The sequence below is a fragment of the Devosia alba genome (assembly GCF_039938915.1).
Taxonomy (GTDB): Bacteria; Pseudomonadota; Alphaproteobacteria; order Rhizobiales; family Devosiaceae; genus Devosia; species Devosia alba.
This window is the reverse complement of record NZ_JBDUUI010000002.1, coordinates 254,801-277,855: the sequence shown is the minus strand read 5'-3', so window position 1 is coordinate 277,855 and position 23,055 is coordinate 254,801. Positions and strand designations below refer to the sequence as shown.

General features: G+C 63.8%; 16 protein-coding genes. 6 read left to right on the top strand and 10 right to left on the bottom strand.

The window, feature by feature from the left end; all coding sequences use genetic code 11:
• Window positions 1-95 precede the first annotated feature (95 nt).
• From ABFY71_RS03885 to ABFY71_RS03870, 4 genes are all read left to right on the top strand, one after another.
• The gene (locus ABFY71_RS03885; protein WP_347944755.1) at window positions 96-1,808 is read left to right on the top strand and encodes a sensor histidine kinase; all 1,713 of its coding nucleotides are present in this window, start codon (window positions 96-98) and stop codon (window positions 1,806-1,808) included.
• A 62-nt stretch (window positions 1,809-1,870) separates the two neighbouring features.
• Entirely contained in the window at window positions 1,871-2,209 is a 339-nt protein-coding gene (gene rpsO, locus ABFY71_RS03880; RefSeq protein WP_305582205.1) for a 30S ribosomal protein S15, read from the top strand.
• Between the two features lie 377 nt (window positions 2,210-2,586).
• On the top strand, window positions 2,587-4,716 hold the full coding sequence (gene pnp, locus ABFY71_RS03875) for a polyribonucleotide nucleotidyltransferase (protein ID WP_347944753.1): 2,130 nt from the start codon (window positions 2,587-2,589) through the stop codon (window positions 4,714-4,716).
• Window positions 4,717-4,955: 239 nt separating this feature from the next.
• Window positions 4,956-5,585, top strand: a complete 630-nt coding sequence (locus ABFY71_RS03870) for a L,D-transpeptidase (protein WP_305582176.1) — start codon at window positions 4,956-4,958, stop codon at window positions 5,583-5,585.
• A 229-nt stretch (window positions 5,586-5,814) separates the two neighbouring features.
• On the opposite strand, the gene ABFY71_RS03865 is transcribed toward ABFY71_RS03870, so the two are convergent.
• The 10 genes from ABFY71_RS03865 to ABFY71_RS03820 form a co-directional block, all read right to left on the bottom strand.
• Window positions 5,815-6,381, bottom strand: a complete 567-nt coding sequence (locus ABFY71_RS03865; RefSeq protein WP_305582178.1) for a NifU family protein — start codon at window positions 6,379-6,381, stop codon at window positions 5,815-5,817.
• Window positions 6,382-6,481: 100 nt separating this feature from the next.
• The gene (locus ABFY71_RS03860) at window positions 6,482-6,949 is read right to left on the bottom strand and encodes a universal stress protein (protein WP_347944752.1); all 468 of its coding nucleotides are present in this window, start codon (window positions 6,947-6,949) and stop codon (window positions 6,482-6,484) included.
• A gap of 12 nt (window positions 6,950-6,961) precedes the next feature.
• Complete coding sequence (gene trpS, locus ABFY71_RS03855; protein WP_347944751.1) at window positions 6,962-7,993, bottom strand: tryptophan--tRNA ligase; 1,032 nt, start codon at window positions 7,991-7,993, stop codon at window positions 6,962-6,964.
• A gap of 62 nt (window positions 7,994-8,055) precedes the next feature.
• The gene (murJ, locus tag ABFY71_RS03850; protein WP_347944750.1) at window positions 8,056-9,615 is read right to left on the bottom strand and encodes a murein biosynthesis integral membrane protein MurJ; all 1,560 of its coding nucleotides are present in this window, start codon (window positions 9,613-9,615) and stop codon (window positions 8,056-8,058) included.
• A 3-nt stretch (window positions 9,616-9,618) separates the two neighbouring features.
• Window positions 9,619-12,414: a [protein-PII] uridylyltransferase gene (locus ABFY71_RS03845; protein ID WP_347944749.1), complete on the bottom strand. Its 2,796-nt coding sequence runs from the start codon at window positions 12,412-12,414 to the stop codon at window positions 9,619-9,621.
• Window positions 12,395-15,100 carry a DNA mismatch repair protein MutS gene (gene mutS, locus ABFY71_RS03840; protein WP_347944748.1) on the bottom strand — a complete coding sequence of 902 codons (2,706 nt, stop codon included), beginning with the start codon at window positions 15,098-15,100 and terminating at the stop codon, window positions 12,395-12,397. Before mutS ends, ABFY71_RS03845 begins: the two co-directional genes overlap by 20 nt.
• A gap of 179 nt (window positions 15,101-15,279) precedes the next feature.
• On the bottom strand, window positions 15,280-16,905 hold the full coding sequence (locus ABFY71_RS03835) for a glycoside hydrolase family 43 protein (RefSeq protein ID WP_347944747.1): 1,626 nt from the start codon (window positions 16,903-16,905) through the stop codon (window positions 15,280-15,282).
• A gap of 169 nt (window positions 16,906-17,074) precedes the next feature.
• Window positions 17,075-18,382, bottom strand: a complete 1,308-nt coding sequence (gene xylA / locus ABFY71_RS03830) for a xylose isomerase (RefSeq protein WP_347944746.1) — start codon at window positions 18,380-18,382, stop codon at window positions 17,075-17,077.
• Window positions 18,379-19,842, bottom strand: coding sequence for a xylulokinase (gene xylB, locus ABFY71_RS03825; RefSeq protein WP_347944745.1), 1,464 nt, complete (start codon window positions 19,840-19,842; stop codon window positions 18,379-18,381). The genes xylA and xylB overlap by 4 nt, the downstream gene beginning before the upstream one ends.
• A 92-nt stretch (window positions 19,843-19,934) precedes the next feature.
• Window positions 19,935-20,978, bottom strand: a complete 1,044-nt coding sequence (locus tag ABFY71_RS03820) for a LacI family DNA-binding transcriptional regulator (protein ID WP_305582196.1) — start codon at window positions 20,976-20,978, stop codon at window positions 19,935-19,937.
• Between the two features lie 122 nt (window positions 20,979-21,100).
• Between ABFY71_RS03820 and ABFY71_RS03815 the strand changes: the two genes are divergently transcribed.
• Both ABFY71_RS03815 and ABFY71_RS03810 read left to right on the top strand, forming a co-directional pair.
• The gene (locus ABFY71_RS03815) at window positions 21,101-22,111 is read left to right on the top strand and encodes an aldose epimerase family protein (protein WP_347944744.1); all 1,011 of its coding nucleotides are present in this window, start codon (window positions 21,101-21,103) and stop codon (window positions 22,109-22,111) included.
• A 170-nt stretch (window positions 22,112-22,281) separates the two neighbouring features.
• Entirely contained in the window at window positions 22,282-22,995 is a 714-nt protein-coding gene (locus ABFY71_RS03810; protein WP_347944743.1) for a helix-turn-helix transcriptional regulator, read from the top strand.
• Window positions 22,996-23,055 lie beyond the last annotated feature (60 nt).

The window sequence follows — 23,055 nt, the reverse complement described above, 5'->3', positions numbered from 1 at the left end:
CGTGCCGCATACGCTGGTCAGCCAACACCCGCTGATTGTATGACTCATCGCGAGCCATGCGGTCAGATAAACAGGCTCGGCCAAGAAAGTGCGGCATGATCAATTCGTCTTCCAACAATGCAGCGCCGCCGCCAGCCGGGCGGTCGGGGCCTGCACCGCAGCGCTCCTTGTCGGTAGCGTTCTATCTATTTGCATCGGCGCTGGTCATCCTCCTGCCGGCGCTGGTGGTGTCTTTGGTCCTGCTCAACCGCAACAACCAGGCCCAGGAACAGGTGGTGCGCGGCCTGACCGATACGACGGTGCAGGCGATCGGCCAGTCGGTTGAGCGCGAGATTGCCGGCATGATCACCACCTTGCGCGTCCTCTCCACCAGCGAACTGCTGAACGATGAACTGCTCAAGGAATTCAATGATCGCTCCGTTACCGCCCTGGCCGGAAGCGGCGCCTATCTGATCGCGCTCAATGACGAGTTTGAGCAGTTGCTCAACACCAGGGTGCCCTATGGCACGGCACTGGAACGCACCTCGGACCCCGCCACCGCCGCTCGGGCCCTGGAGCGCAAGACGCCGACGGTGTCCGGCCTGTTCTATGGCCAGACCGCCGAGCGCTGGGTGTTCAACGTGCTGCTGCCCATCGCCGACAATGACCGGGTTTCCCTGCTGGCCTTGACGCAGGATGCGCGCAATATGGCGCGAGCCCTGCAGACAAGGCAATTGCCCACCGGCTGGCAGGCAGCGCTGGTCGACAATGCCAATCTGGTGATTGCCGCAACGCCGGAGGCCGGTTTTGAGACCGGCAATGTGCTGCCCATGCGCCAGCAGCTGGATCAGGCCCCCGAAGAATGGCGGCGCGAACCCTTTAACGGCCAGCAGGTGGTCACCGCCGAGTGGCGCTCGGCCCTGTCGGGATGGCGCGTGATTGCCTGGGCGTCCAGCGAGGCGGTGGACCGGCCGCTGGGCGACGCCCTGTTGTGGCTGGCGGCCTGGGGCGTGATCATCGTCGTGGCGGCGGGCCTGCTGGCCTTCCTGATTGCCCAGCGCATCGGTCTGTCGGTGCGCGGCCTGCGCCGCGATGCCCAGCGGCTGGGGCGTGGCGAGCATGTGGCGGCCAAGCCCTATCCGGTCGCCGAGATTGCCGAAGTGTCGCGCGCGCTGGCCGATGCGTCGACGGCCCGCCAGGCGGCCGATCGCGAAGTGCGGTTCCTGATGCGCGAAGTGGCGCACCGCTCCAAGAACCAGATGACGGTGATTGCGGCGATGGCCCGGCAGACGGCGCGGGGCGCCGAGGATGTGCCCAGCTATGTGCAGGCATTCGAGCGGCGGATTCTGGGGCTGGCCCGCTCCACCGATCTGTTGCTCACCCATGGCCGGGCCGGGGTGGCCCTGCGCGAACTGGTCGAAAGCCAGATCGCCCCGTTCAGTCCGCCCGATTCCAGCCGCGTCAGCATTACCGGGCCGGCGGTGCGGCTCAACATACAGGCGGCCCAGATCCTGGGCATGGCCGTGCATGAGCTATCGACCAATGCCGTCAAATATGGCGCCTTTGGCGAAGACGGCGGCACGCTGGCCGTCAGCTGGACAGTGGTGGATGACCGGCTGGATTTTGTCTGGCGCGAGACGGTACCCCGGGTTCTGCCCGGTTCCAAGCGTGTCGGATTTGGCACCACCGTGCTCAAATCCATGGTCGGCCATTCCCTGGGCGCCGAGGTCGAGTGCCTGCCCCACCCGACCGGCATGGAATGGCGCTTTGCCATTCCGCTGCACGCTATTGATCCTGAACAGGCGCCAGCGGAGGCGGCGGGCGAATAATTCTGGCGTTGCAGCGCCGTTTGCACTATAGCACGCCTGTCTCTGGCCTATGGGTCAGCGGCATTCATGGCCCCTCCTGGACGACATCCCGGCCGGGGCGACCGCAATCCTCCTTTGAAAGGATCTATCCGATGTCGATCACTGCTGAGCGCAAAACCGCGCTGATTCAGGAATATGCCACCACACCAAACGACACCGGCTCGCCGGAAGTTCAGGTGGCAATCCTGTCCGAGCGCATTGCCAACCTCACCGAGCACTTCAAGGGCCATGGCAAGGATAACCATTCCCGCCGCGGCCTGCTCAAGCTGGTTTCGACCCGTCGCAGCCTTCTCGACTATGTCAAGAAGGTCGACGACAACCGTTACAAGACCTTGATCGAAAAGCTCGGCCTGCGCCGCTAGGCGCGCCAGTACAATTGCGGGTGCGGGGACAATCTCCGCATTCGCCCTCGTGGTATCCCTCTGCCGTGTTTCGATAGGGTGGGGATATGACGAAAGCGTAGACCGGCGAATGCCGGAGCATGGCAGGATTACTGGCCGCTCCCCGCCTCACGCTCGCAAAATCAGTGCCTGATTTTGAACTCGTGGGGCCCCTGGAAATTTCCGGGAGCTGCTTGTTGTCTTGCCCATGTTTCGTCTTTGCCAGATGCAAACAGCGCCTGATTTTGAGCCCGGGTCACACATGGGGTGGGACTGCGGGTGCGGGTGCACCGAATGAGTTCGCGGGATGACCTACGCCCCTGCGTTACCGCTCAGACGGCAGAAATGGAAAACAAGACATGACAATCAATTTTGACCACCACAAGGTCGAGCTCAACTGGGGCGGTCAGCCCCTGACGCTCGAGACCGGCAAGATGGCCCGCCAGGCCGATGGCGCTGTGCTCGCCACCCTGGGTGAAACCGTGCTGCTGGCCACCGTTGTCAGCGCCAAGACCGCCAAGCCCGGCATCGACTTCTTCCCGCTGACCGTGAACTACCAGGAAAAGTACTTTGCAGCCGGCAAGATTCCTGGCGGCTATTTCAAGCGTGAAGGTCGTCCGACCGAGAACGAGACGCTGACCAGCCGCCTGATCGACCGTCCGATCCGCCCGCTCTTCCCGGCCGGCTACAAGCATGAGACCCAGGTGGTCATCACCGTGCTGCAGCACGATATGGAAAACAATCCGGACGTGCTGGCCCTGGTTGCCGCTTCGGCAGCCCTGACCATTTCCGGCGTGCCCTTCATGGGCCCGATCGGCGCGGCGCGCGTCGGCTATGTGAACGGCGAATATGTGCTGAACCTGGCGGTTGATCGCCGCAGCGAGTCCAAGCTCGATCTGGTCATGGCCGGCACCGAAGACGCCGTGCTGATGGTGGAATCGGAAGCCAAGGAGCTCAGCGAGGAAATCATGCTGGGCGCCGTGATGTTCGGTCACGCCGAGAGCCGCAAGGTGATCCAGGCCATCATCAAGCTGGCCGAACTGGCTGCCAAGGATGCCCGCGATTTCGAGCCGCATGACACCTCGGCCATCGAAGCCGAGATGCTGGGCGTGATCGAAGCCGATCTGCGCACGGCCTACAAGCAGACCAAGAAGGAAGAGCGCTACGCTGCCGTGGACGCCGTCAAGGCAACGGCCAAGGCGCATTTCGCTGCCCGCGTTGAAGCCGGCGAAATCTCGGCTGAAGATGTTGGCGCCGTGTTCAAGGCGCTGCAGGCCAAGGTGGTGCGCTGGAACGTGCTCGACACCGGGCTGCGCATCGATGGTCGCGATCTGAGCACCGTGCGTCCGATTGTTTCGGAAGTCGGCATTCTGCCGCGTACCCATGGTTCGGCCATCTTCACCCGTGGCGAAACCCAGGCGCTGGTTGTGGCCACGCTGGGCACGGGCGATGACGAGCAGTACATCGACAGCCTTGAAGGCACCTACAAGCAGAACTTCCTGCTGCACTACAACTTCCCTCCATACTCGGTGGGTGAAGCTGGGCGCATGGGGTCCCCGGGCCGTCGCGAAATCGGCCATGGCAAGCTGGCCTGGCGCGCGATCAACCCGATCCGTCCATCGGCTGAAGAGTTCCCCTACACGATCCGTGTGGTGTCCGAGATCACCGAATCGAACGGCTCGTCCTCGATGGCAACCGTGTGCGGCACCTCGCTGGCACTGATGGATGCCGGTGTGCCACTGGCCCGTCCGGTGGCCGGCATTGCCATGGGTCTGATCCTGGAAGGCGAAAAGTTCGCCGTGCTCAGCGACATTCTGGGTGATGAAGATCATCTGGGCGACATGGACTTCAAGGTGGCGGGTACCGAAGAGGGCGTCACCAGCCTGCAGATGGACATCAAGATCGCCGGCATCACCGAGGAGATCATGAAGATCGCCCTCGAGCAGGCCAAGGGCGGCCGTATCCACATCCTGGGCGAAATGGCCAAGGCCATCACCGCGTCCCGTTCGGAAGTGGGCGAGTTCGCGCCGCGCATCGAGACCATGAAGATCCCGACCGACAAGATTCGTGAAGTGATCGGCACCGGCGGCAAGGTGATCCGCGAGATCGTCGAAAAGACCGGCGCCAAGATCAACATCGAAGACGATGGCACGATCAAGATCGCCTCCTCGGACGGCGCCGCGATTGAAGCGGCGATCAAGTGGATCCGCTCGATCACCGACGAAGCCGAAGTTGGCGCCATCTATCAGGGCACCGTGGTCAAGACCGCCGATTTCGGCGCGTTCGTGAACTTCTTCGGCGCCAAGGATGGTCTGGTCCATATCAGCCAGCTGGCCGAACAGCGCGTTGCCAAGACCACCGATGTGGTCAAGGAAGGCGACAAGGTCTGGGTCAAGCTGCTGGGCTTTGACGAGCGCGGCAAGGTTCGCCTGTCGATGAAGATCGTCGATCAGGCAACCGGCAAGGAAGTCGAAGCCGCCGCCGAATAGGCGAGGCTTCTGACAAACAGACAGGCCCGCAGCAATGCGGGCCTTTTTTGTGTGATCGCCCTGCAACACACCCTCGATCCATCACTTTGACGAGAGGAACCCCTTGCTATGCGAGGCGTTGGTGCAGTGAGGCATTCATGCACTAGCGAAGCCAGTGCTATCGGCTTAGGTGCTTGATCTCGCCGAGTTATTCGGTCCGTCCAGTTTAGGGTATTATTTTGCTCTCTCGTCGTTTGTTTATGATTGGCCTGTCGGCCACGGCTTTGGCCGCCTGCTCCAGCACCCGCACGCCGGTGGTGAGCGAGCCGCAAATCAATCCTTATTATCTGGCGATGTACGGCGCCGACTACAGCGGGAAGTTCCCGGTGGAGGCCACCGATCTGCGCCGGGTTGATCCCATGTACTGGCGCCAGGAAGTGCCCTATGTCACCAGCGAGCGCTCTGGCACGCTTATTGTCGATACCCCGTCCCGTTTCCTCTATCTGGTACTGGGCGGCGGTCGTGCGCTGCGCTACGGCATTGGTGTGGGCAAGACCGAGGCACTGGTGTTCCGCGGCACGGCCAGCATTGGCCGCAAGGCGGAATGGCCGCGCTGGACACCCACCCAGTCGATGATCAAGCGCGAGCCTGATCGCTACGGCCCCTATGCTGGTGGCATGGAGGGCGGGCCGACCAATCCGCTGGGCCCGCGGGCGCTGTATCTGTACAAGAATGGCCGTGACACGCTGTTCCGCATTCACGGTACCACCGAGCCCTATACCATTGGCACCAATGTTTCGTCGGGCTGCATCCGCTTGATGAATCAGGACATTATTGATCTTTACGGTCGTGTACCCACCGGCGCCAAGGTGGTGGTGATCAACGGCTAGAATATTGCCTGGGTCGCGTTTTCAAACGGCAGAAGTGCAACCACTTTTGCTCGAAACGCTCCCCGCCCTGACCGGGCCAATGCCGCGGCAGCGGGTCGTCTTGCTTCGGATTCCGTAGTCACCGAAGTGAAATTCACTGCTGTCGCGACACTGGCCCGGCATATGGCCATAGAAAAAGGCCCGCGGCGCGCGCCGCGGGGCCTTTTTCTATGGGTCGGCAATGGGTAATTCAGACCTGCTGCACGGATTCAACGCCAGGCACGAAGTGCCGAAGCAGATTTTCGATGCCGCTTTTCAGCGTGGCGCTGGAAGAGGGGCAGCCCGAACAGGCGCCCTGCATATGCAGGAAGACGGTACCTTCCTTGAAGCCCTTGAAGATAATGTCGCCACCATCCATGGCCACGGCAGGGCGCACGCGCGTGGCCAGCAATTCCTTGATCACTTCCACGGTTTCGCTGTCGGCCTGCTCGAAGAACTCATCGACCTCGTCGTGATTGGCCACTTCAACGCCGCCTTCGACGATCACCGGCTTGCCCGAGAGGAAGTGGTCCATGATGACGCCCAGAATAGCCGGCTTGATATGGGCCCAATTGGTGTCATCCTTGGTCACCGAGATGAAGTCGGCTCCCAGGAACACCCCGGTCACCCCGGAAATGGCAAACAGCCCGGTGGCCAGTGGCGAGTTGGCCGACGCCTCAACGCTGCGGAAGTCGCGCGGTTCACCAACCAGCACGTCACGCCCGGGCAGGAATTTCAGGGTCGATGGGTTGGGCGTGGCTTCGGTCTGGATGAACATCGGAGTGCCTCGGAAATGCAATTAGAACGTTTCTAAAATAGCCCTTTATGGGCCAGTTGCAAGGCCATTATGCGCGGGGCAGGGGTGCCGGGTGCACCGATCAGCAAATCGCGATGATCTCGTCGTCACTCATGCGGCCGGGCACCACGGTCAGCGGGATGGGCAGGACGTGGGCGCGACCAGCAAAGTGCATTACCAGCGGGCCAGGGCCCTCGCCGGTTGAGGCGGCCAGCACCAGAATGGCAATGTCGCGATCCTCATTGATCACCCGTTCAATCTGCTCGGGACCTTCGCCCTCGCGAACCACCGATTCCACCTTCACCTCGCCAATGGCGCGGATACGGGCGAGACGGGCATCGAGATTGCGTTCGGCCTCCTCCACCGCCTCGGCGCGCAGCACATCCTCGACGCCCAGGCCGATGAATTCGGGCTTTTCGACAATGCTCATCAGTACCACGGTGCCGCCGGTCCGTTTGACGCGGTAGGCCGCAAAGGTCAGGGCGCGATCGCACTCAACGGTTTCGTCGATAACGACCAGGAATTTGCGCTTGTATTCGGTCTCGTACATGGCCGAACCTTTCTAGCGGACAAAGCCGACGATGTTGCGGACATCGTCCATAACCGGCTGGGCAATGGCCCGGGCTCGCGCCGCGCCGTCGCGCAGAATAGCATCCATTTCCTCGCGTTCGGCAACCAGGCGCTGCATTTCGTCGGCAATGGGTGACAGCACCGAGACGGCCAGTTCCGCCAGGGCGGGCTTGAAACTGCCCCAGCCCTGACCGCCATATTCGTCCAGCACGGCGTCAACACTGACATTGGAGAGGGCGGCGTAGATGCCCACGAGGTTTTCCGCCTCGGCCCGTCCTGCCAGGCCCGCGGCCTCGCTGGGCAAAGCATCGGCATCGGTGGTGGCGCGCTTGATCTTCTTGGCGATCAGATCGGCACCATCAAGCATGTAGATGGTGGAGAGGTCCGAGGCGTCGGACTTGCTCATCTTCTTGCTGCCGTCCTTGAGGCTTTTGACGCGCATGGCCGGGCCGGTGGCCAGCGTCTCGGTGATCGGGAAGAAATCACCCTTGTGGCCATTGGCCTTGATCTGCTTTTTGAAGTCGTGATTGAATTTCTTGGCAATATCGCGGGTCAGTTCGAGATGCTGGCGCTGATCCTCGCCCACCGGGACGGCGGTGGACTTGTAGAGCAGAATGTCGGCGGCCATCAGCGAGGGATAGGCGAACAGGCCGAGTGAGGCATTTTCGGCGTTTTCGCCGGCCTTATCCTTGTACTGGGTCATGCGCTCCATCCAGCCCATGCGGGCGACGCAGTTGAAGATCCAGCTCAGCTCGGCATGTTCGATGACCTGGGACTGGTTGAAGATGATGGATTTTTTGGGATCGAGCCCGGCCGCGATATAGGCGGCGGCGATCTCATAGGTCCGGCGCCGGAGGTCTTGGGGTTCCTGCCACACCGTGATGGCGTGCATGTCGACCACGCAGTAGATGGTTTCATGCGTCTCCTGCAGCGGCACGAAACGGCGAATGGCGCCGAGATAATTGCCCAGATGCAGATCGCCCGAAGGCTGGATGCCCGAGAAGACGCGGGGAGTGAAAGCCATACGAAATACCCATCAGGTTTAGCAGCCTGCCGAATTACACCGGCTGGCGGGGAGGATGCAAGTCAGCTGCGGCGGCGCAGGCGGGCCAGCAACTGACCCAGGGGCTGTGCCCCGGTGAAATGGACCAGAGAAAAATAGACCGCCGCGCCGAAGACGCAGATGGCAGACAGCGCCGCAATTTGGATGAGCAGCGGCGCGCCGGCAGAAAAGATCGCCGTGCCCCGCTGGCCCAGAAGATACAGCACGCCCGCCATGGCCAGGCTGCTGGCAATGGTCAGCACATGCTTGCGCATCGAGCCGGCTTCCAGCACGAAATAGCCGCGCCGGGCCAGGAACAGCGCCAGCAGGAAGGCATTGAGCCAGGACGAGATGGTGGTGGCCAGCGCGATGCCGACATGCTGCAGGCTGGGAAAGAGCCAGAGCGAGATGCCGATATTGGCCAGCACTGAAATGCCGGCAAAAATGGTGGGGGTGACGGTATCCTGGCGCGAGAAAAAGCCCGGCTGCAGCACCCGGATCAGCACGAAGGCCGGCAGTCCCCAGGCATAGCCCACCAGGGCCTCGGCCACGCCCGCGGTTGCCGCGACATCAAAGGCGCCCCGCTCGAACAGCACGCGGACAATGGGCACCGACAGCGCTGCAAGGGCAGCGGCGGCGGGCATGGAGAGCAGCATGGCGAGCAGCAGCGACTGGTCCTGGCTTCGGGCGGCCTCGCGGTCGCGCCCGGCGCTCAGATGCCGGCTGAGTTCGGGCAGCAGCACCGTGCCGATGGCGATGCCGATAATGCCCAGCGGCAATTGGTAGAGCCGGTCGGCATAGCTCAGGATCGACATGGCGCCGTCGACGCCCGAGGCAATGATGGTGCCCACGAAGATATTGATCTGGGTAATCCCGCCCGCCAGGATGGCCGGAATGGCAAGCAACCAGAAGCGGCGCACCTCGGGATTGGGCCGGGGCAGGCCGATGCGCGGCACAAAGCCGGAGCGGCGGACCGCGCCATAGACCAGGGCCAGCTGGGCAACCCCGCCCAGCATGGTGGCAATGGCGACCCAGAAGGCAGCGTCGGCCTTGTCGTCGAGCACAAAAATGGCCAGCGGTACCAGCGCGGCGATATTGACGATGTTGAGAATGACCGGCGCGAAGGCCGCCGCGAAGAACCGCCCCAGCGTATTGAGAATGGCGCCATAGGCCGCCATCAGCGACATGCAGGCCAGATAGGGGAACATGATGCGCGTCAGATAGACGGTCAGCGCAAATTTTTCCGGATCATCAAAGCCGGGCACGAACACCGCCATGATGGGTTCCATGAAGATCTCGGCGAGGATGGTGACCACCCCTATGGTGGCGACCAGCCAGCTCATGATGCGACTGGCCAGCAGTTTGGCGGCCGCGTCGCCATGGGTTTCGAGCGCCGTGGAGAACATGGGCACAAAGGCGGTGTTGAATGCGCCTTCGGCAAACAGCCGCCGGAACAGGTTGGGAAAGCGGAACGCGGCGTAGAAGGCGTCGGTCACCGGGCCGACGCCGAGCACGGCAGCCATCAGGGCATCGCGGGCAAAGCCGGCAATGCGCGAGAGCAGGGTCAGCCCGCCCACCGAGAGAAAATTGCGATAGAGGTTCACCGTCTAGCCATTGGTCGGCCTGGTCTCGGGCCGGGGATGGAACACCGCCATCAGCGCATCGTGGATCTTGCGCTGCCGTGGCTTGCTGGTGATCTTCTGGCCGGTCAGGTCGGTGACATAGAACACGTCGACGGCCTTCTCGCCGTAGGTGCCGATATGGGCCGAGCCGATGGTCAGGTTGAGATCGGCAATCTCGCGGGTGAGGGCATGCAGCAGCCCGGTGCGATCGAGACCCGAAACCTCGATGACGGTGAATTTTTCCGACAGCGCATTGGACACGGTGACCTCGGTGGGCAGGGCGAAGGGCTTCAACCGTCGATTGAGCCGGCTGTCCTTGCCCAGGTCGATCAGCACGCGGCGCTTGCCCTGCAGCAATTGCTTGACGGTATCGATGATGCGGGTGGCGCGGACCTTTTCATCCTCATCGGAGGTAAAGGCGCGTCGCAGGCGGAAGGTGTCCAGGGCCTGCCCGTCGCGGGTCGAGAAGATCTGCGCACCGATGATCGAGGCATCCTGCATGGTGCAGGCGCCGGCAATCAGCGAGAGCAGGCGGGGATGGTCGGGCGTGTAGAACGTCACCTCGGTGATGCTCTCGAAGGCCTTGATCCGGATCGAGCCGGCAAAGGCCTCGTCGGTCTTGTCGGCCTGGCGGATCATGCGCGCATGCTCGATCTGCAATTCGGGTTCGGCGCGCAGCCAGTAATGGTCGTAATGGCGCTCGATATAGGTTTCCACCTCGGCCGCTGGCCAGGCGTTGAGCGCCTCGGCGAGTTCCTGACGCGCCTGATTGATGCGGTCGGACTGGGTGACCTGGCTGTGCCCGCCCGACAATAGCGGCTCGGTGGCGTAATAGAGGGCCCGCAACAGGCTGCCCTTCCAGCCCGTCCACACCCCCGGGCCGACAGCGCGGATATCGCAGGCGGTCAGGATCATCAGCAGCGCCAGACGCTGGGGCGATTGCACCACATCGGCAAAGGCCCTGGCGGTTTCGGGGTCCTGGATATCGCGGGCCTGGGCAATCTCGCTCATCAGCAGGTGATATTCGACCAGCCAGGCCACCGTGTCGGTTTCCGCTGCGGAGAGGCCCAGGCGCGGGCAGAAGCGGCGGGCGATGCGGGCGCCGGCAATGGAATGATCCTCCGGGCGGCCCTTGGCAATATCGTGCAGAAACAGCGCCACATAGAGCAGCCGCACATCGTTGAGCTGGGGCAGCAGCTCATGGGTCAGCGGCAGCTGGTCGCGCAAGCCGCCATTGGCGATATCGGCCATGACGCCGATGGAGCGGATCAGATGCTCGTCCACGGTATAGTGGTGATACATGTTGAACTGCATCAGCGCGACGATCTTGCCGAATTCGGGCACGAATTTGCCGAGCACGCCGCTCTCGTTCATCTGGCGCAGAATGCGCTCCACCGATTTGGGCGCCGTCAGAATGGCCAGGAAATACTCATTGGCCCGGAGATTGGTGCGCAGCGACTTGTCGATCAGGGGCAGGGAACGCGAAATGCGCTTGATGGCGTCGGGGTGAAACAGCAATTGCTCGCGCCCGGCGACCAGGAACATGCGGATCAGGTTGACCGGATCCTTTTCGAATATTTCGGCTGAGGCGATATTGAGCCGGCCGGTATCGAGCACAAAGTCGGGCTCGCCCTTGATCTTGCTGCGGCCGGGCCGGAACGGCGCAAACACCCGCCCGATCAGATCCATGTCCTTGACGTGGTTGAACTCGAGCGAGGCGCTGATGATGCGGGTCAGGTCGCCGACATCCTTGGCCACGAGGAAATAGCGCTTCATGAAGCGCTCGACCCCGAGCATGCCGACACGCTGGGTGTAGCCCATGCGCTCGGCCAGCTCGGGCTGCATGTCAAAGGTCAGCTTTTCCTCGGCGCGGCCGGTGGCGAAATGCAGATGACAGCGCACGGCCCAGAGAAAATCCTCGGCGCGCGAGAAGATGCGGTACTCGGCTGCGCTGAGCACGCCCTTGCCCACCAGTTCATGGCTGGTCTTGACCTGATAGAAATACTTGCCGATCCAGAACAGCGCATTGAGATCGCGCAACCCGCCCTTGCCATCCTTGATATTGGGTTCGACCACATAGCGGGTATTGCCCATGGCCTTGTGGCGCTCGTCACGCTCGCTCATCTTGGCGGCGATGAATTCGGGACCGGTCTTGGGCATGATCTCGGTTTCGAACCGCTGCACCAATTGCTGATACAGGGCCTTGTCGCCGGTCAGGAAGCGGGCCTCAAGCGTGGCGGTGCGCACGGTCATGTCGGCGCGGGCCATGCGGATGCATTCATCGACCGAGCGGACGGCATGGCCGACCTTCTGGCCCAGATCCCAGAGCATATAGAGGATGTATTCGGTGACCTGCTCGCCCCAGGGCGTTTGCTTGTAGGGCAGGATGAACAGCAGATCGATATCGCTGCCGGGGGCCAGCGTGCCGCGGCCATAACCACCGACAGCGGACAGGGCGATGGCTTCGGCGCCAGAGGGATTGTCGACCGGGTAGACGCGCCGCGTGGCAAACATGTGCACGGCGGTGATGATCTCGTCCTGGGCGCTGCACAGATTCTGCGCGCAACGGACGCCTTTGCCGCTGGCCAGCAGCTCGGCCTCGGCCTGTCGGCGGGCCTCGGCCAGAATCTGGCGGATATGGCTCAGGACGGCGGCGCGCGCGGTGCCCGATTTGGGATCGTTATCGCCAATGACGGCCTCCAGCTCGCCGACAATGGTGCTGGCGGATTTGAGAACGAATAGCGGTTTTCGCGGCTTGGCTTCAGCTTCGACGAGCGTCATCGCGGATTTTCTTCAGTTCGTAGAGGGCGTCGATTGCTTGTTTGGGGGTCATTTCGTCAGGACGAACCGCGTCGAGCGCCAGGAGTACGGGGTCTTGTTGCACCGGCGTGGGCGCCGATTGATGCGCAAACAGCGGTAAATCATCTAGCACGCTGGCTTTCTGGCTGGAAGAGGCGCTGCCGGTCGAGCGCTGCTCAAGCACGGTCAGCACCTGGCGGGCACGCCGCAGCACCGGCTCGGGCACCCCGGCGAGCCGCGCCACCTGAATGCCGTAGGAACGATCGGCGGCGCCGGCCGCCACTTCGTGCAGGAATACCACCTCGCCCTCCCATTCGCGCACCTTCATGGTGACGTTGGAGACCCGGGTCAGCGTCTTGGCGAGGCTGGTCAATTCGTGGAAATGGGTGGCAAACAGGGCGCGGCAGCCGGTGGTTTCATGCAGGGCTTCCACCGCCGCCCAGGCAATCGAGAGACCATCAAAGGTGGCGGTGCCGCGGCCGATTTCGTCCAGCACCACCAGCGAACGGCGGGTGGCGCGGTTGAGAATGGCGGCGGTCTCGACCATTTCGACCATGAAGGTGGAGCGGCCATGGGCGATGTCATCGCTGGCGCCCACCCGGGAAAACACGCGGTCGACCACGCCGATATAGGCGGCGCTGGCCGGCACGAAACTGCCCATCTGCGCCAGGATGGCGATCAGGGCATTTTGCCGCAGAAAGGTCGACTTGCCGCCCATGTTCGGGCCGGTCACCAGCCAGAGCCGGCCACCGCCGCTGGCGTCGTCACCGGACAGATCGGCGTCATTGGCGACAAAGCTCTGGCCCTCGGCCAGCACCATGTCCTCCACCACCGGGTGGCGGCCGCCGGTGATCTCGAAAGCCAGCGAGGTGTCGATTTCGGGCCGGGTGTAGCGGCGGGTGGCGGCCAGATGGGCCAGGGCCGTGGTCACATCGAGTTCGGCCAGCGCATCGGCCAGGTCGCGCAGGGCATCGGTGCGGCTGAGCACATCGTAGCGCAGGCTGGCGAACACCTTGAGTTCGATGTCGAGCGCGGCCTCGTGCGCCCTGGCGATACGGCCTTCGAGGTCGGCCAGTTCGGTGGTGGTGAACCGCATGGCATTGGCCATGGTCTGGCGATGGATGAAGACCTGACGGTGCGGCTCCTCCAGCAGCTTGGCGCCGTGCCCGGCCGGGACTTCGACGAAATAGCCGAGCACGCCATTGTGCCGGATCTTGAGCGAGCGGACATCGGTCTCATCAATCAGCCTTGCCTGCAGCGCGGCAACCACAGCGCGGGTCTGACGCGCCAGGGCCCGCTCATCGTCGAGGGTCTGGTCATAGCCCTGCCGCACAAAGCCACCGTCGCGGCTGAGCAGGGGCAGCTCATCATCAAGCGCCAGCGCCAGTTGCGACGCCAGGGCCAGCGGGGCGGCGGCGAGCGTGCTGGCGAGACGGGCGATCACCGCAGGGGGCTCGGCCAGCTGCGCCATATGGCGCGACAGCGCGGCCGCGGCGCTGATCGCGGCGCCAATGGCGGCCAGATCGCGCGGTCCACCGCGCTCCAGCACCAGCCGGGTGAGGGCACGGGCCAGATCGGGCACGGCCTTGAGATCGCTGCGCAGGCGGCCGGTCAGCATGGTGTCATTGGCCAGCAGATCGACCGCATCGAGCCGCTGATTGATGGCCGCGGCATCGGCCAGTGGCGCCGCGAGGCGGGCCGAGAGCAGGCGGGAGCCGGGCGCGGTGACCGTCAGATCAATCACCTGGCGCAGCGAGCCGCGCACCTGGCCGCGTTGGGTCTGGTGCAGTTCGAGGCTGGAGCGGGTGGCCGCATCGATGGCCAGATAGGTGCTGGTGGTCTCGGCCAGCGGGGCGCGCAGCGCCACGCCGACGCCCTTCTGGCTTTCCCCGACATAGGCAATGATGGCGCCCAGCGCGGCGCGGCTGGCGCGCGACAGCACCGAGGGATCGAAAGCCTCGCCGGGAAAGGCGCCGCGCAGGGTCGCCGAAGCGGTTTCGCTGTCAAAGCTCTGCGCCGGCGCGGTGTGGGCAATGGCTGACCAGCTGGGGGCGAACAGATGGCGCTCCACCAGGGCCGATTGCGTGGCCTCGGTCAGCAGCAGTTCGACCGGATCAATGCGCGCCAGCTCGTCCTGCAACTGGTCAGCGGAAAGATCGGCGGTAAAGGTCTCGCCGGTTGAAATATCGGCCCAGGCCAGGGCAAAATCGGTCTCGCCGTGCCGCACCATGGCCAGGGCGGCCAGAAAATTGGCGGCGCGGGCGTCGAGATGATCGTCTTCGGTCAGCGTGCCGGCGGTGATCAGGCGCACCACGCCGCGGCGCACCACCGATTTGGCGCCCCGCTTCTTGGCCTCCTTGGGGTCTTCCATCTGCTCGCAAATGGCGACGCGATGGCCCAGCTTGACCAGCTTGTTGAGGTAGTCATTGGCGGCATGAATGGGCACGCCGCACATCTGGATGTCCTGCCCCAGATGCTTGCCGCGCTTGGTCAGCACAATGCCCAACGCGGCGCTGGCGATCTCGGCGTCCTCAAAGAACAGCTCGTAGAAATCGCCCATGCGATAAAACAGCAGATAGCCGGGATTGACCGCCTTGATCTCGAAAAACTGCGCCATCATCGGCGTCAGGGCCGGGCTGGGAGCGGGTTCGAGTTGCGGCTGATCCATGGGCGGTTTGATCTCGGCGAGTAAGCCGAGACCATATGGGTTTTGCCCGCAGAATCCAACCGGATGGGTCCGGATTTACCCGCCTCGTTCACACGCCGCGACTGGCGCGCGCCACGCGCCCTTACCTGCCATCCCGAACCGGAGCGCTGTGGCTCCGGTTCGAAAGGAGGTGAACGCGATCAGACTTCGTAGCGATCGGTGTGGTGATGCACCGGCCGATAGATGAAATGCTCGAATTCGGCGGTACTGGCCGTGCCGTTCAGATCCTGGGCCGCAAGGCCGACAAAGGCGCCGGTAAAGCTGCCATGCTCGGCATGGCCACCGCATTCGTCCGAGAGCAGCGAAGCGTCGAGCACGGGGCCGATGGGCTGCAAATCCTGGCCCTCAAGGGCATAGAAAAACTGCAGCTCGGGGCCGCGCACGGTCAGTGCCAGCCTGACCTTGCCGGCATTGGGGATCTGTACCGGGGCGGCCGGGAAATTGAGCCTGCCGTCGGGATGGCTCATTTCCGAGCTCATGATCAGCAGTTCGCGTTGCCCGTCGGAATGGGCGGTCACCGCCAGATAGAAGAAATTGAACCGGCTGTAATAGGCGGTCAGCCCGGCCATGGTGCGTTCGTCGGTCGGGGTAAAATCGATGACGGTTTCAGCATCATAGCTGAAATGGGTTTGCCGCCGCGCCACCAGCGCCTGCTCGAACCAGGAGCCGATCGATTCCCGGCCGATCAGTTGCAGCTTGCCGCCATCGGTGGTGAAGATGCGTTCGGGCTCGGGGGTACGCAGCCACTGGAAATCAAGCGGCAGGCCCTTGGCAAAGCTGTAGCGCTGCTCGGCCCAATAGGCGGTGTCGTCGCGCGTGCCGGGCACCTCGACATGCAGCGAAGGGACCGGACCGTGTTTCACGTGAATCCAGTCGTCATCGCCCCAATAGGCTTCCTGGATCGAGGTTTCGCGGCCCAGCACGCAGCGGCGCTTCTGGGTGGTGGGGCGACCGCTGAGATGGACCAGATAGGTCTTGCCATCGGGGGTATCGACCAGATCGCCATGGCCAGCACGCTGCAGCGGATTGAGCGGGGCATCCTTGGCGGTGACGATGTGCTTGTCGGGATGGGTTTGGTAGGGCCCCTCGATGGTGCGCGAGCGGGCAAAGGTCACGGCATGGTCATAGCCGGTGCCGCCTTCAGCGGTCAGCAGATAGTACCAGGGCTGGCCGTCCTTGCCGTTGCGCTTGTAGAGATGGGGGCCTTCCACCAGCTCGAGATCGGTGCCCTGATAGATATTGGTGACCGGACCGACCAGCTTGCCGGCCACGGGGTCGAACTGCTGCAGCGCAATGCCGGCAAACAGCAGCGGGCGCCGCCTGTGGTCCCACAGCATGTTGACGAACCACTTCTTGCCGTCATCGTCGTGGAACAGGCTGGGATCAAAGCCCGAGGAATTGGTGTAGACCGGATCGGACCAGGGCCCCTCGATATTGTCGGCCCAGACGATGTAATTATGCGCGTCCTTGAACGAGCCGTCCTTGCGCTTGACGTCGGTATAGACCAGCCAGAATTTTTCGCCGTCATGGCTGAGGCAGGGGGCCCAGACGCCACAGCTGTCGGGATCGCCGCGCATGTCGAGCTGGGTCTTGCGGGTCAGCGGCCGGGTCAGCAGCGTCCAGTTCGCCAGATCCCTCGAGTGATGGATCTGCACCCCCGGAAACCACTCAAAGGTCGAGGTGGCGATGTAGTAGTCCTCGCCGACCCGCAGAATGGAGGGGTCCGGATTGAAGCCGGGCAGGATGGGATTGGTCAGTTGGGGCATGGAACGACTCCCGACAGGATTAAAGCGGCCGCCCGCACTGGGCGTCACCCTCGGGCCTGGCCCGAGGGCTCTGCACTTCTTGCGGCGCTGGTTACGTTAAGGCCCCTCGGGTCAAGCCCGAGGGTGACGAGCTGTGGTGGGGACGGGTCGTGCCCCCCACCCATGCTCATCAAACGAAGCGGTTGATCAGGTTTTCGAGATATTCCTGCTGGCCCGAGCGCGGCTGCGGGTTGATGTTTTCGGCTTCCACCCAGGCAGCGATCTGTTCGAGCGTGCGCTCGCCCTTGAGCATGGCCTGGGCACCGGCCTGGTTCCAGCCGGCATAGCGCTCGTCGACAATCTTGTCATAGGCGCCATCCTCGATCAGCGCGGCGGCCGCCTTGAGCGAGCGGGCCAGCACATCCAGGCCACCAATATGGCCGTGCAGCAGATCGGCGGGATCGAGCGACTGGCGCCGCACGCGGGCGTCGAAGTTGAAGCCGCCCTTGCCCAGACCGCCATTCTTGAGGATCTGGTAGAAGGCCAAAGCCGTCTCGGGCACATTGTTGGGGAACTGGTCGGTATCCCAGCCGGACTGGATGTCATTGCGGTTGGCGTCGACCGAACCCAGCATGCCCAGCGAGGCGGCCAAGGCCAGTTCATGCTCGAAGGAGTGGTTGGCCAGGAACGCATGGCCCACTTCGATATTGCACTTCACCTTGGTGTCGAGATCGTACTTCTTGAGGAAGCCATAGACCGTGGCGACGTCGAAATCATACTGGTGCTTGCTCGGTTCCTGCGGCTTGGGCTCGATCAGGATCTGGCCGGTAAAGCCGATCTTTTCGGCATGATTGACCACCAGATGGATGAAGCGGGCCATCTGGTCCTGCTCCTGGCCGATCTTGGTATTGAGCAGGGTTTCATAGCCCTCGCGGCCACCCCAGAGCACATAGTTCTCGCCACCCAGTTCATGGGTCAGCTCGAGCACGTTCTTCACCTGGGCGGCAGCATAGGCGAACACTTCGGGATCGGGATTGGTGGCAGCACCCGCCATGTAGCGGCGGTTGGAGAACAGGTTAGCCGTGCCCCAGAGCAGCTTGGTGCGGCTTGACTGCATCTTCTTGGCAAAGATCTCGCCGATGGCGCGGACATTGCGGTTGGATTCGGCCAGCGTGGCGCCTTCGGGGGCGATATCGGCATCGTGGAAGCAGAAGAACGGCGCATCGAGCAGGTCGAAGAATTCAAACGCCACCTCGGCCTTGAGCTTGGCGCCCTCCAGGCCATTGTCATACCAGGGGCGATCAAAGGTGCGGCCGCCAAACGGGTCGCCGCCCTCATAGGCAAAGGTGTGCCAATAGGCGATGGCGGGGCGGATATGGTCTTCCATGGTCTTGCCGGCGACCATTTCGTCCTTGTTGTAATGGCGATAGGCCAGCGGGTTGGTGCTGTTGGCACCCTCGAACTTGACCGGCGAAATGCCCTTGAAAAAATCACTCACGAAATTGCCTCCTCGATGGCGGGATAAAGGGCGCGGTAGCGCGCATATTGCTCGGCATAGGCGGCCGACAGGGATTTGTCGGGCGCAATGATGGTCTTGATCGGCGGCATGGTCATCACCGTGGCAGGGCTGGCGCCTTCGGCGGCGCAGAGACCGAGCCGGGCAGCGCCCAGCGCGCCGCCAAAGTCACCGTCCTCGGGCAGGGCGATTTCCATGTCGAGATTGGTGGCGATCAGCTTGAGCCACAGGGCGGATCTGGAGCCGCCACCCACCGCCAGCAGGCGGTCGATGCGGGTGCCGGCATCAGCGAGCACGCGCTGGCTGTCGCGGAAGGCGAAGGCCACGCCTTCCATCACCGCCTGGGCCAGCCTGGCCGGATCGGAGAGATGGCTGAGGCCGACAAAACTGCCGCGCGCGGCGGCGTTGTTGTGCGGCGTGCGCTCGCCCGAGAGATAGGGCAGGAAGATCTCCTCGCCCGGACCGGTGAACTGCGCTTCGGCCGCGCCGGACAAGGCCGCCTGCTTCTGGCCGGTGATCTTGCTCAGCCAGTTCAGCGAATCGGTGGCCGACAGGATGACCCCCATCTGGTGCCAGGTGTCCGGCACGGCGTGGCAGAAGGCGTGCACGGCGCCCTCGGTATTGGGGCGGAACTTGTCGTTGGAGACAAACAGTACACCCGAGGTGCCGAGCGAGACAAAGCCTTCGCCGGGGCGGATGGCGCCGATACCGCAGGCGGCGGCCGCGTTATCCCCGGCGCCGCCGGCCACGACCACCAGCCCCTCCATGCCCCAGCGCTGGGCCAGTTCGCGCTTGAGATTGCCCGAGACCGCCGAGCCTTCGACGAGGCGCGGCATGTGGCTGCGGTCAAGCCCGGTAACGGCGAGCAGCGCATCGGACCAGTCGCGCTTGCCGACATCGAGCCAGAGCGTGCCGGCGGCGTCGCTCATGTCTTCGACATATTCCCCGGTCAGCAGCAGCCGCACATAGGCCTTGGGCAGCAGGACCTTGGCGATCTTCTCGAAAATCTGCGGCTCGTGCTTGCGCACCCAGGCAATCTTGGGAGCGGTGAAGCCGGGCATGGCGATATTGCCGGCAATATCGCGCAGGCCGGGGAGCGCCGCTTCCATTTCCTTGCATTCGGCGGCCGAGCGCCCGTCATTCCACAAGATGGCGGGGCGCAGCACGTCGTCATTCTTGTCCAGCAGCGTCGCGCCATGCATGTGGCCGGACAGGCCAATGCCGCGCACCGAGGCGAGTTCTGATGGATGGGACGCCTTGAGCATGTCGATGGCGGCCAGGGTGGCGGTCCACCAGTCGGCCGGGTTCTGCTCGGACCAGCCGGGATGGGGCCGGACCGGTTCCACAGCGGCGGCGGCGGCGTCGCCCAGGGCGCGGCCATGCTCGTCGATGAGCAGTGCCTTGACCCCGGACGTGCCGATATCAATGCCCAAATAGGTCATGAGGCACGTACCTCAATCCAAACCATGAACAACATCTTAACGTCCTCCCAGCCCCATTTCGGGCCGCGCCGGTGTGATGAATGGCGCTCTTGTTAGCGCAGATTGTCGCGCAGGAAAATACCGATTTCAATGGGGTCGATGACAGCACTGCCATTGCCCCCCAGGGCCAGGCTGCGGGCCGCCGCCAGAGCAGCGCGAATTTCGCCGTCCGGGTTCTGGTCCAGCACCACATCAATGGCGCCCGATTGCAGCCCGCGCCGGGTCGGCTCGGTCAGCTCGTGGGCGATCACCCGAATGGCGCCGGCCCGGCCGGAGGCTTGCAGCGCCGCGACCAGACCGGCATTGCCGGCGCCCAGATTATAGACGCCGGCGAGATCGGGGTGGCGGGCCAGCAGATCGCCGACCAGCGTTGCGGTCTGGCTGCGCTCATCATGGCCCTCAATCGGGCCGATGATCGCGACACCGGCAAATTCGGCTTCCAGCACTGCCGCGAACCCCGCCAGACGGTCGGCGTGGTCGCGCAGATGCAGCGAGCCGGCGATCACCGCCACCTTGCCACCCTGCGGCAGGAACCGGCCCAGCAGCGCCCCGGCGGTGCGGCCGGCGGCAACATTGTCGATGCCGATGAAATGGCGGCGTTGCGAGTCGGGGAGATCGGAGACCAGGGTCATCACCACCACGCCGCGCCGGCTGGCGGCATCGACGGCGGCCACCACGCTTGGCGCCTGGCTGGCGACGATAATGGCGCAGTCGCAATCGCGCGGGTCGAGCCCGTCAAGGCTGTGCGCCAGGGCATCGCCATCGAGCGGTTTGATGCGCCGGGTCTGGATATGCATGCGTTCGCTCAGGGCCTGGCTGGCGCGGCGCCTCACCGCTTCGGCCAGGCGCGCCATGAATTCGTTGGAGCCATCGGGGATGATGAAGGTCAGTTTGAGATCGCGGGCGCGGGCCAGCAGCGAGGCGGACAGATCGCGTTGAAAGCCGATCGCGGCAATGGCGGCCTCGACCTTTTCGGCCGTGGCGGCGCGCACGCCGGGGCGGCCATTGAGCACGCGATCAACCGTAGCCAGCGATACACCGGCCGCGCGGGCCACATCATGGACCGTGGCGCGGCGGCTCAGACCGATTTCGTTCACCCCTGTCCCTCCAGCTTGCCTCGCGCGAGCTTTGGCAGCCGCCCCGAAAAGGTCAAGTGCGCCGTTGCAGAAGGCGCAAAAAGCAGGCTAGAGCTTTGCGCAAATTCCAGGGGAAGCACAGCATGACCATCGCGGTTTCAACTTTCGGCACCCATAACGAGCAGCGCGTCGACCAGTTTACGCTGCTCAGCGACACCGGCGTCAGCGTCGATCTCATCGGCTATGGCGTGGCAGTGCGCGACTGGCGCGTGCCGGTGGCGGGTGGCGAGCGCACAGTCGTGCTGGGCTTTGACACGCTGGCGGCCTATCTGGCGCACAGCCCGCATTTTGGCGCCCTGGCCGGTCGCGTTGCCAACCGCATCAAGGACGCCTCGTTCGCGCTGAACGGCAAGACCTACCAGCTGCCACCCAATGCCGGATCGCTGCAATTGCATGGCGGGGCGGAAGGTCTGGGCCGCCAGGTGTGGAAGGGGCAGGTCGATGAGGCCAATAATGCCGTGCGCTTCAGCCATTTCAGCCCCGACGGGGCGATGGGCTATCCGGGCAATGTGAACTTTGCGGCGACCTATTCGCTCAAGGGCAATGTGCTGCGGCTCGAGCTCGATGCCACCACCGATCAGGCGACGCCGATCAGCCTGGTGCAGCACCAGTATTTCAATCTGGGCCGCACGGACGACGTGCTTGATCACACCATCCAGGTCAATTCGAGTGCCTATACCGAGCTGGGCGCCGATCTGGCCCCAACCGGCGCCATCCTGCCCTCGGCCGGCACGCAATATGATCTGCGCACGCCACGCACCATGCGTGACGCGGCCGGCGCGCCGGTGGCCTATGATATCGGCATGGTGCTCGATACCGGCCGCAAACTGGTCGACCCGATTGCCACCGTGGTCGGTCCCGATCAGGCGCTGACACTCAGGCTGTGGAGCGACCGGCCGGGCGTGCAGGTTTATAACGGGGTATGGACCGACGTGCCGGTGCCGGGCCTGAACGGTAAAACCTATGGCAAGCATTCCGGCTTTTGCCTTGAAGATCAGGCCTTTGCCGATGCAGTGCACAATCCGCACTTTCCCAATGTGATCTATTCGCCTGACCGTCCCTATAGCCATTGGTGCGAAATCGAGATCGCCTAGCGCCGCTGCTGCTGCCAGTTTCCGTCAGTACGCTGTGACAGCGTCTCCCCCGGACGATCTGGGGAGACGACAATGGCTCACCACAGGGGCACCGATAGAACTGAAGGCAGCCCGCATCTTGGCGGCTTGCCGGGAATCTGGCATGCCAGTGCGCCTGAGGAGTTTTGGCCATGGACAAGACCGAGCGCCTGTTCGCGATCATGGATGCGCTGCGCCGGCACCGGCTGCCGGTCACGGCGGCCAGCCTGGCTGAAGAGCAGGGCGTTTCGGTGCGCACGCTGTATCGCGATGTGCAGACGCTTATCGGGCTGGGCGCGCCGATCGATGGCGAGGCGGGGGTTGGCTATATGCTGAAACCCGGCTTTTTCCTGCCGCCGCTCATGTTCACGCCCGAGGAGCTGGAAGCGCTGGTGCTGGGCGCACGCTGGGTCGGGGCGCAGCCCGATGACGGGCTGGGCGCGGCCGCCCGGAACGCCCTGGCCAAGATCGCCACCGCCTCGCCGGAGGATCTGCGCGACCGGATCAATGATACCGGGCTGTGGCCGGTGGCGGTGTGGAGCGCGAAAACGCCCATGCCGGTGCTGGGGCAGGTGCGCCAGGCGATGCGCACCGAGAAGGCCGTGCAGATTGCCTATGGCGATGAAGCGGGCAATGCGACCGAGCGCACCATCTGGCCGGTGCAACTGGCCTATTATGAGGGCAAGCAGACCATCGCCGCCTGGTGCTGTCTGCGCGGGGCCTTCCGCAATTTCCGCACCGACCGCATCGAGACGCTCACCGTGACCGAAGAGCGCTATGGCAAGCGCCGGGCGGTGCTGGAGCGCGAATGGCGCGACAGCTGGCAGCATGACCCGCGCCACAACGGCAGGGATCAGCCGGGATAGGCAGAAATTTGCCCCCACCGCCCGGCTCCGCCCCCTTGAGGAGGAGGGTCTCGACCGGGA

Coding starts and splice junctions, on each gene's coding strand:
- pnp (WP_347944753.1), top strand. CDS start 2,587: ATGACAATCAATTTTGACCACCACAAGGTCGAGCTCAACTGGGGCGGT.
- ABFY71_RS03810 (WP_347944743.1), top strand. CDS start 22,282: ATGGACAAGACCGAGCGCCTGTTCGCGATCATGGATGCGCTGCGCCGG.
- ABFY71_RS03845 (WP_347944749.1), bottom strand. CDS start 12,414: ATGACGCTCGTCGAAGCTGAAGCCAAGCCGCGAAAACCGCTATTCGTT.
- trpS (WP_347944751.1), bottom strand. CDS start 7,993: ATGGCTTTCACTCCCCGCGTCTTCTCGGGCATCCAGCCTTCGGGCGAT.
- ABFY71_RS03815 (WP_347944744.1), top strand. CDS start 21,101: ATGACCATCGCGGTTTCAACTTTCGGCACCCATAACGAGCAGCGCGTC.
- ABFY71_RS03860 (WP_347944752.1), bottom strand. CDS start 6,949: ATGTACGAGACCGAATACAAGCGCAAATTCCTGGTCGTTATCGACGAA.
- ABFY71_RS03835 (WP_347944747.1), bottom strand. CDS start 16,905: ATGCCCCAACTGACCAATCCCATCCTGCCCGGCTTCAATCCGGACCCC.
- xylB (WP_347944745.1), bottom strand. CDS start 19,842: ATGACCTATTTGGGCATTGATATCGGCACGTCCGGGGTCAAGGCACTG.
- ABFY71_RS03865 (WP_305582178.1), bottom strand. CDS start 6,381: ATGTTCATCCAGACCGAAGCCACGCCCAACCCATCGACCCTGAAATTC.
- ABFY71_RS03870 (WP_305582176.1), top strand. CDS start 4,956: ATGATTGGCCTGTCGGCCACGGCTTTGGCCGCCTGCTCCAGCACCCGC.
- ABFY71_RS03885 (WP_347944755.1), top strand. CDS start 96: ATGATCAATTCGTCTTCCAACAATGCAGCGCCGCCGCCAGCCGGGCGG.
- mutS (WP_347944748.1), bottom strand. CDS start 15,100: ATGGATCAGCCGCAACTCGAACCCGCTCCCAGCCCGGCCCTGACGCCG.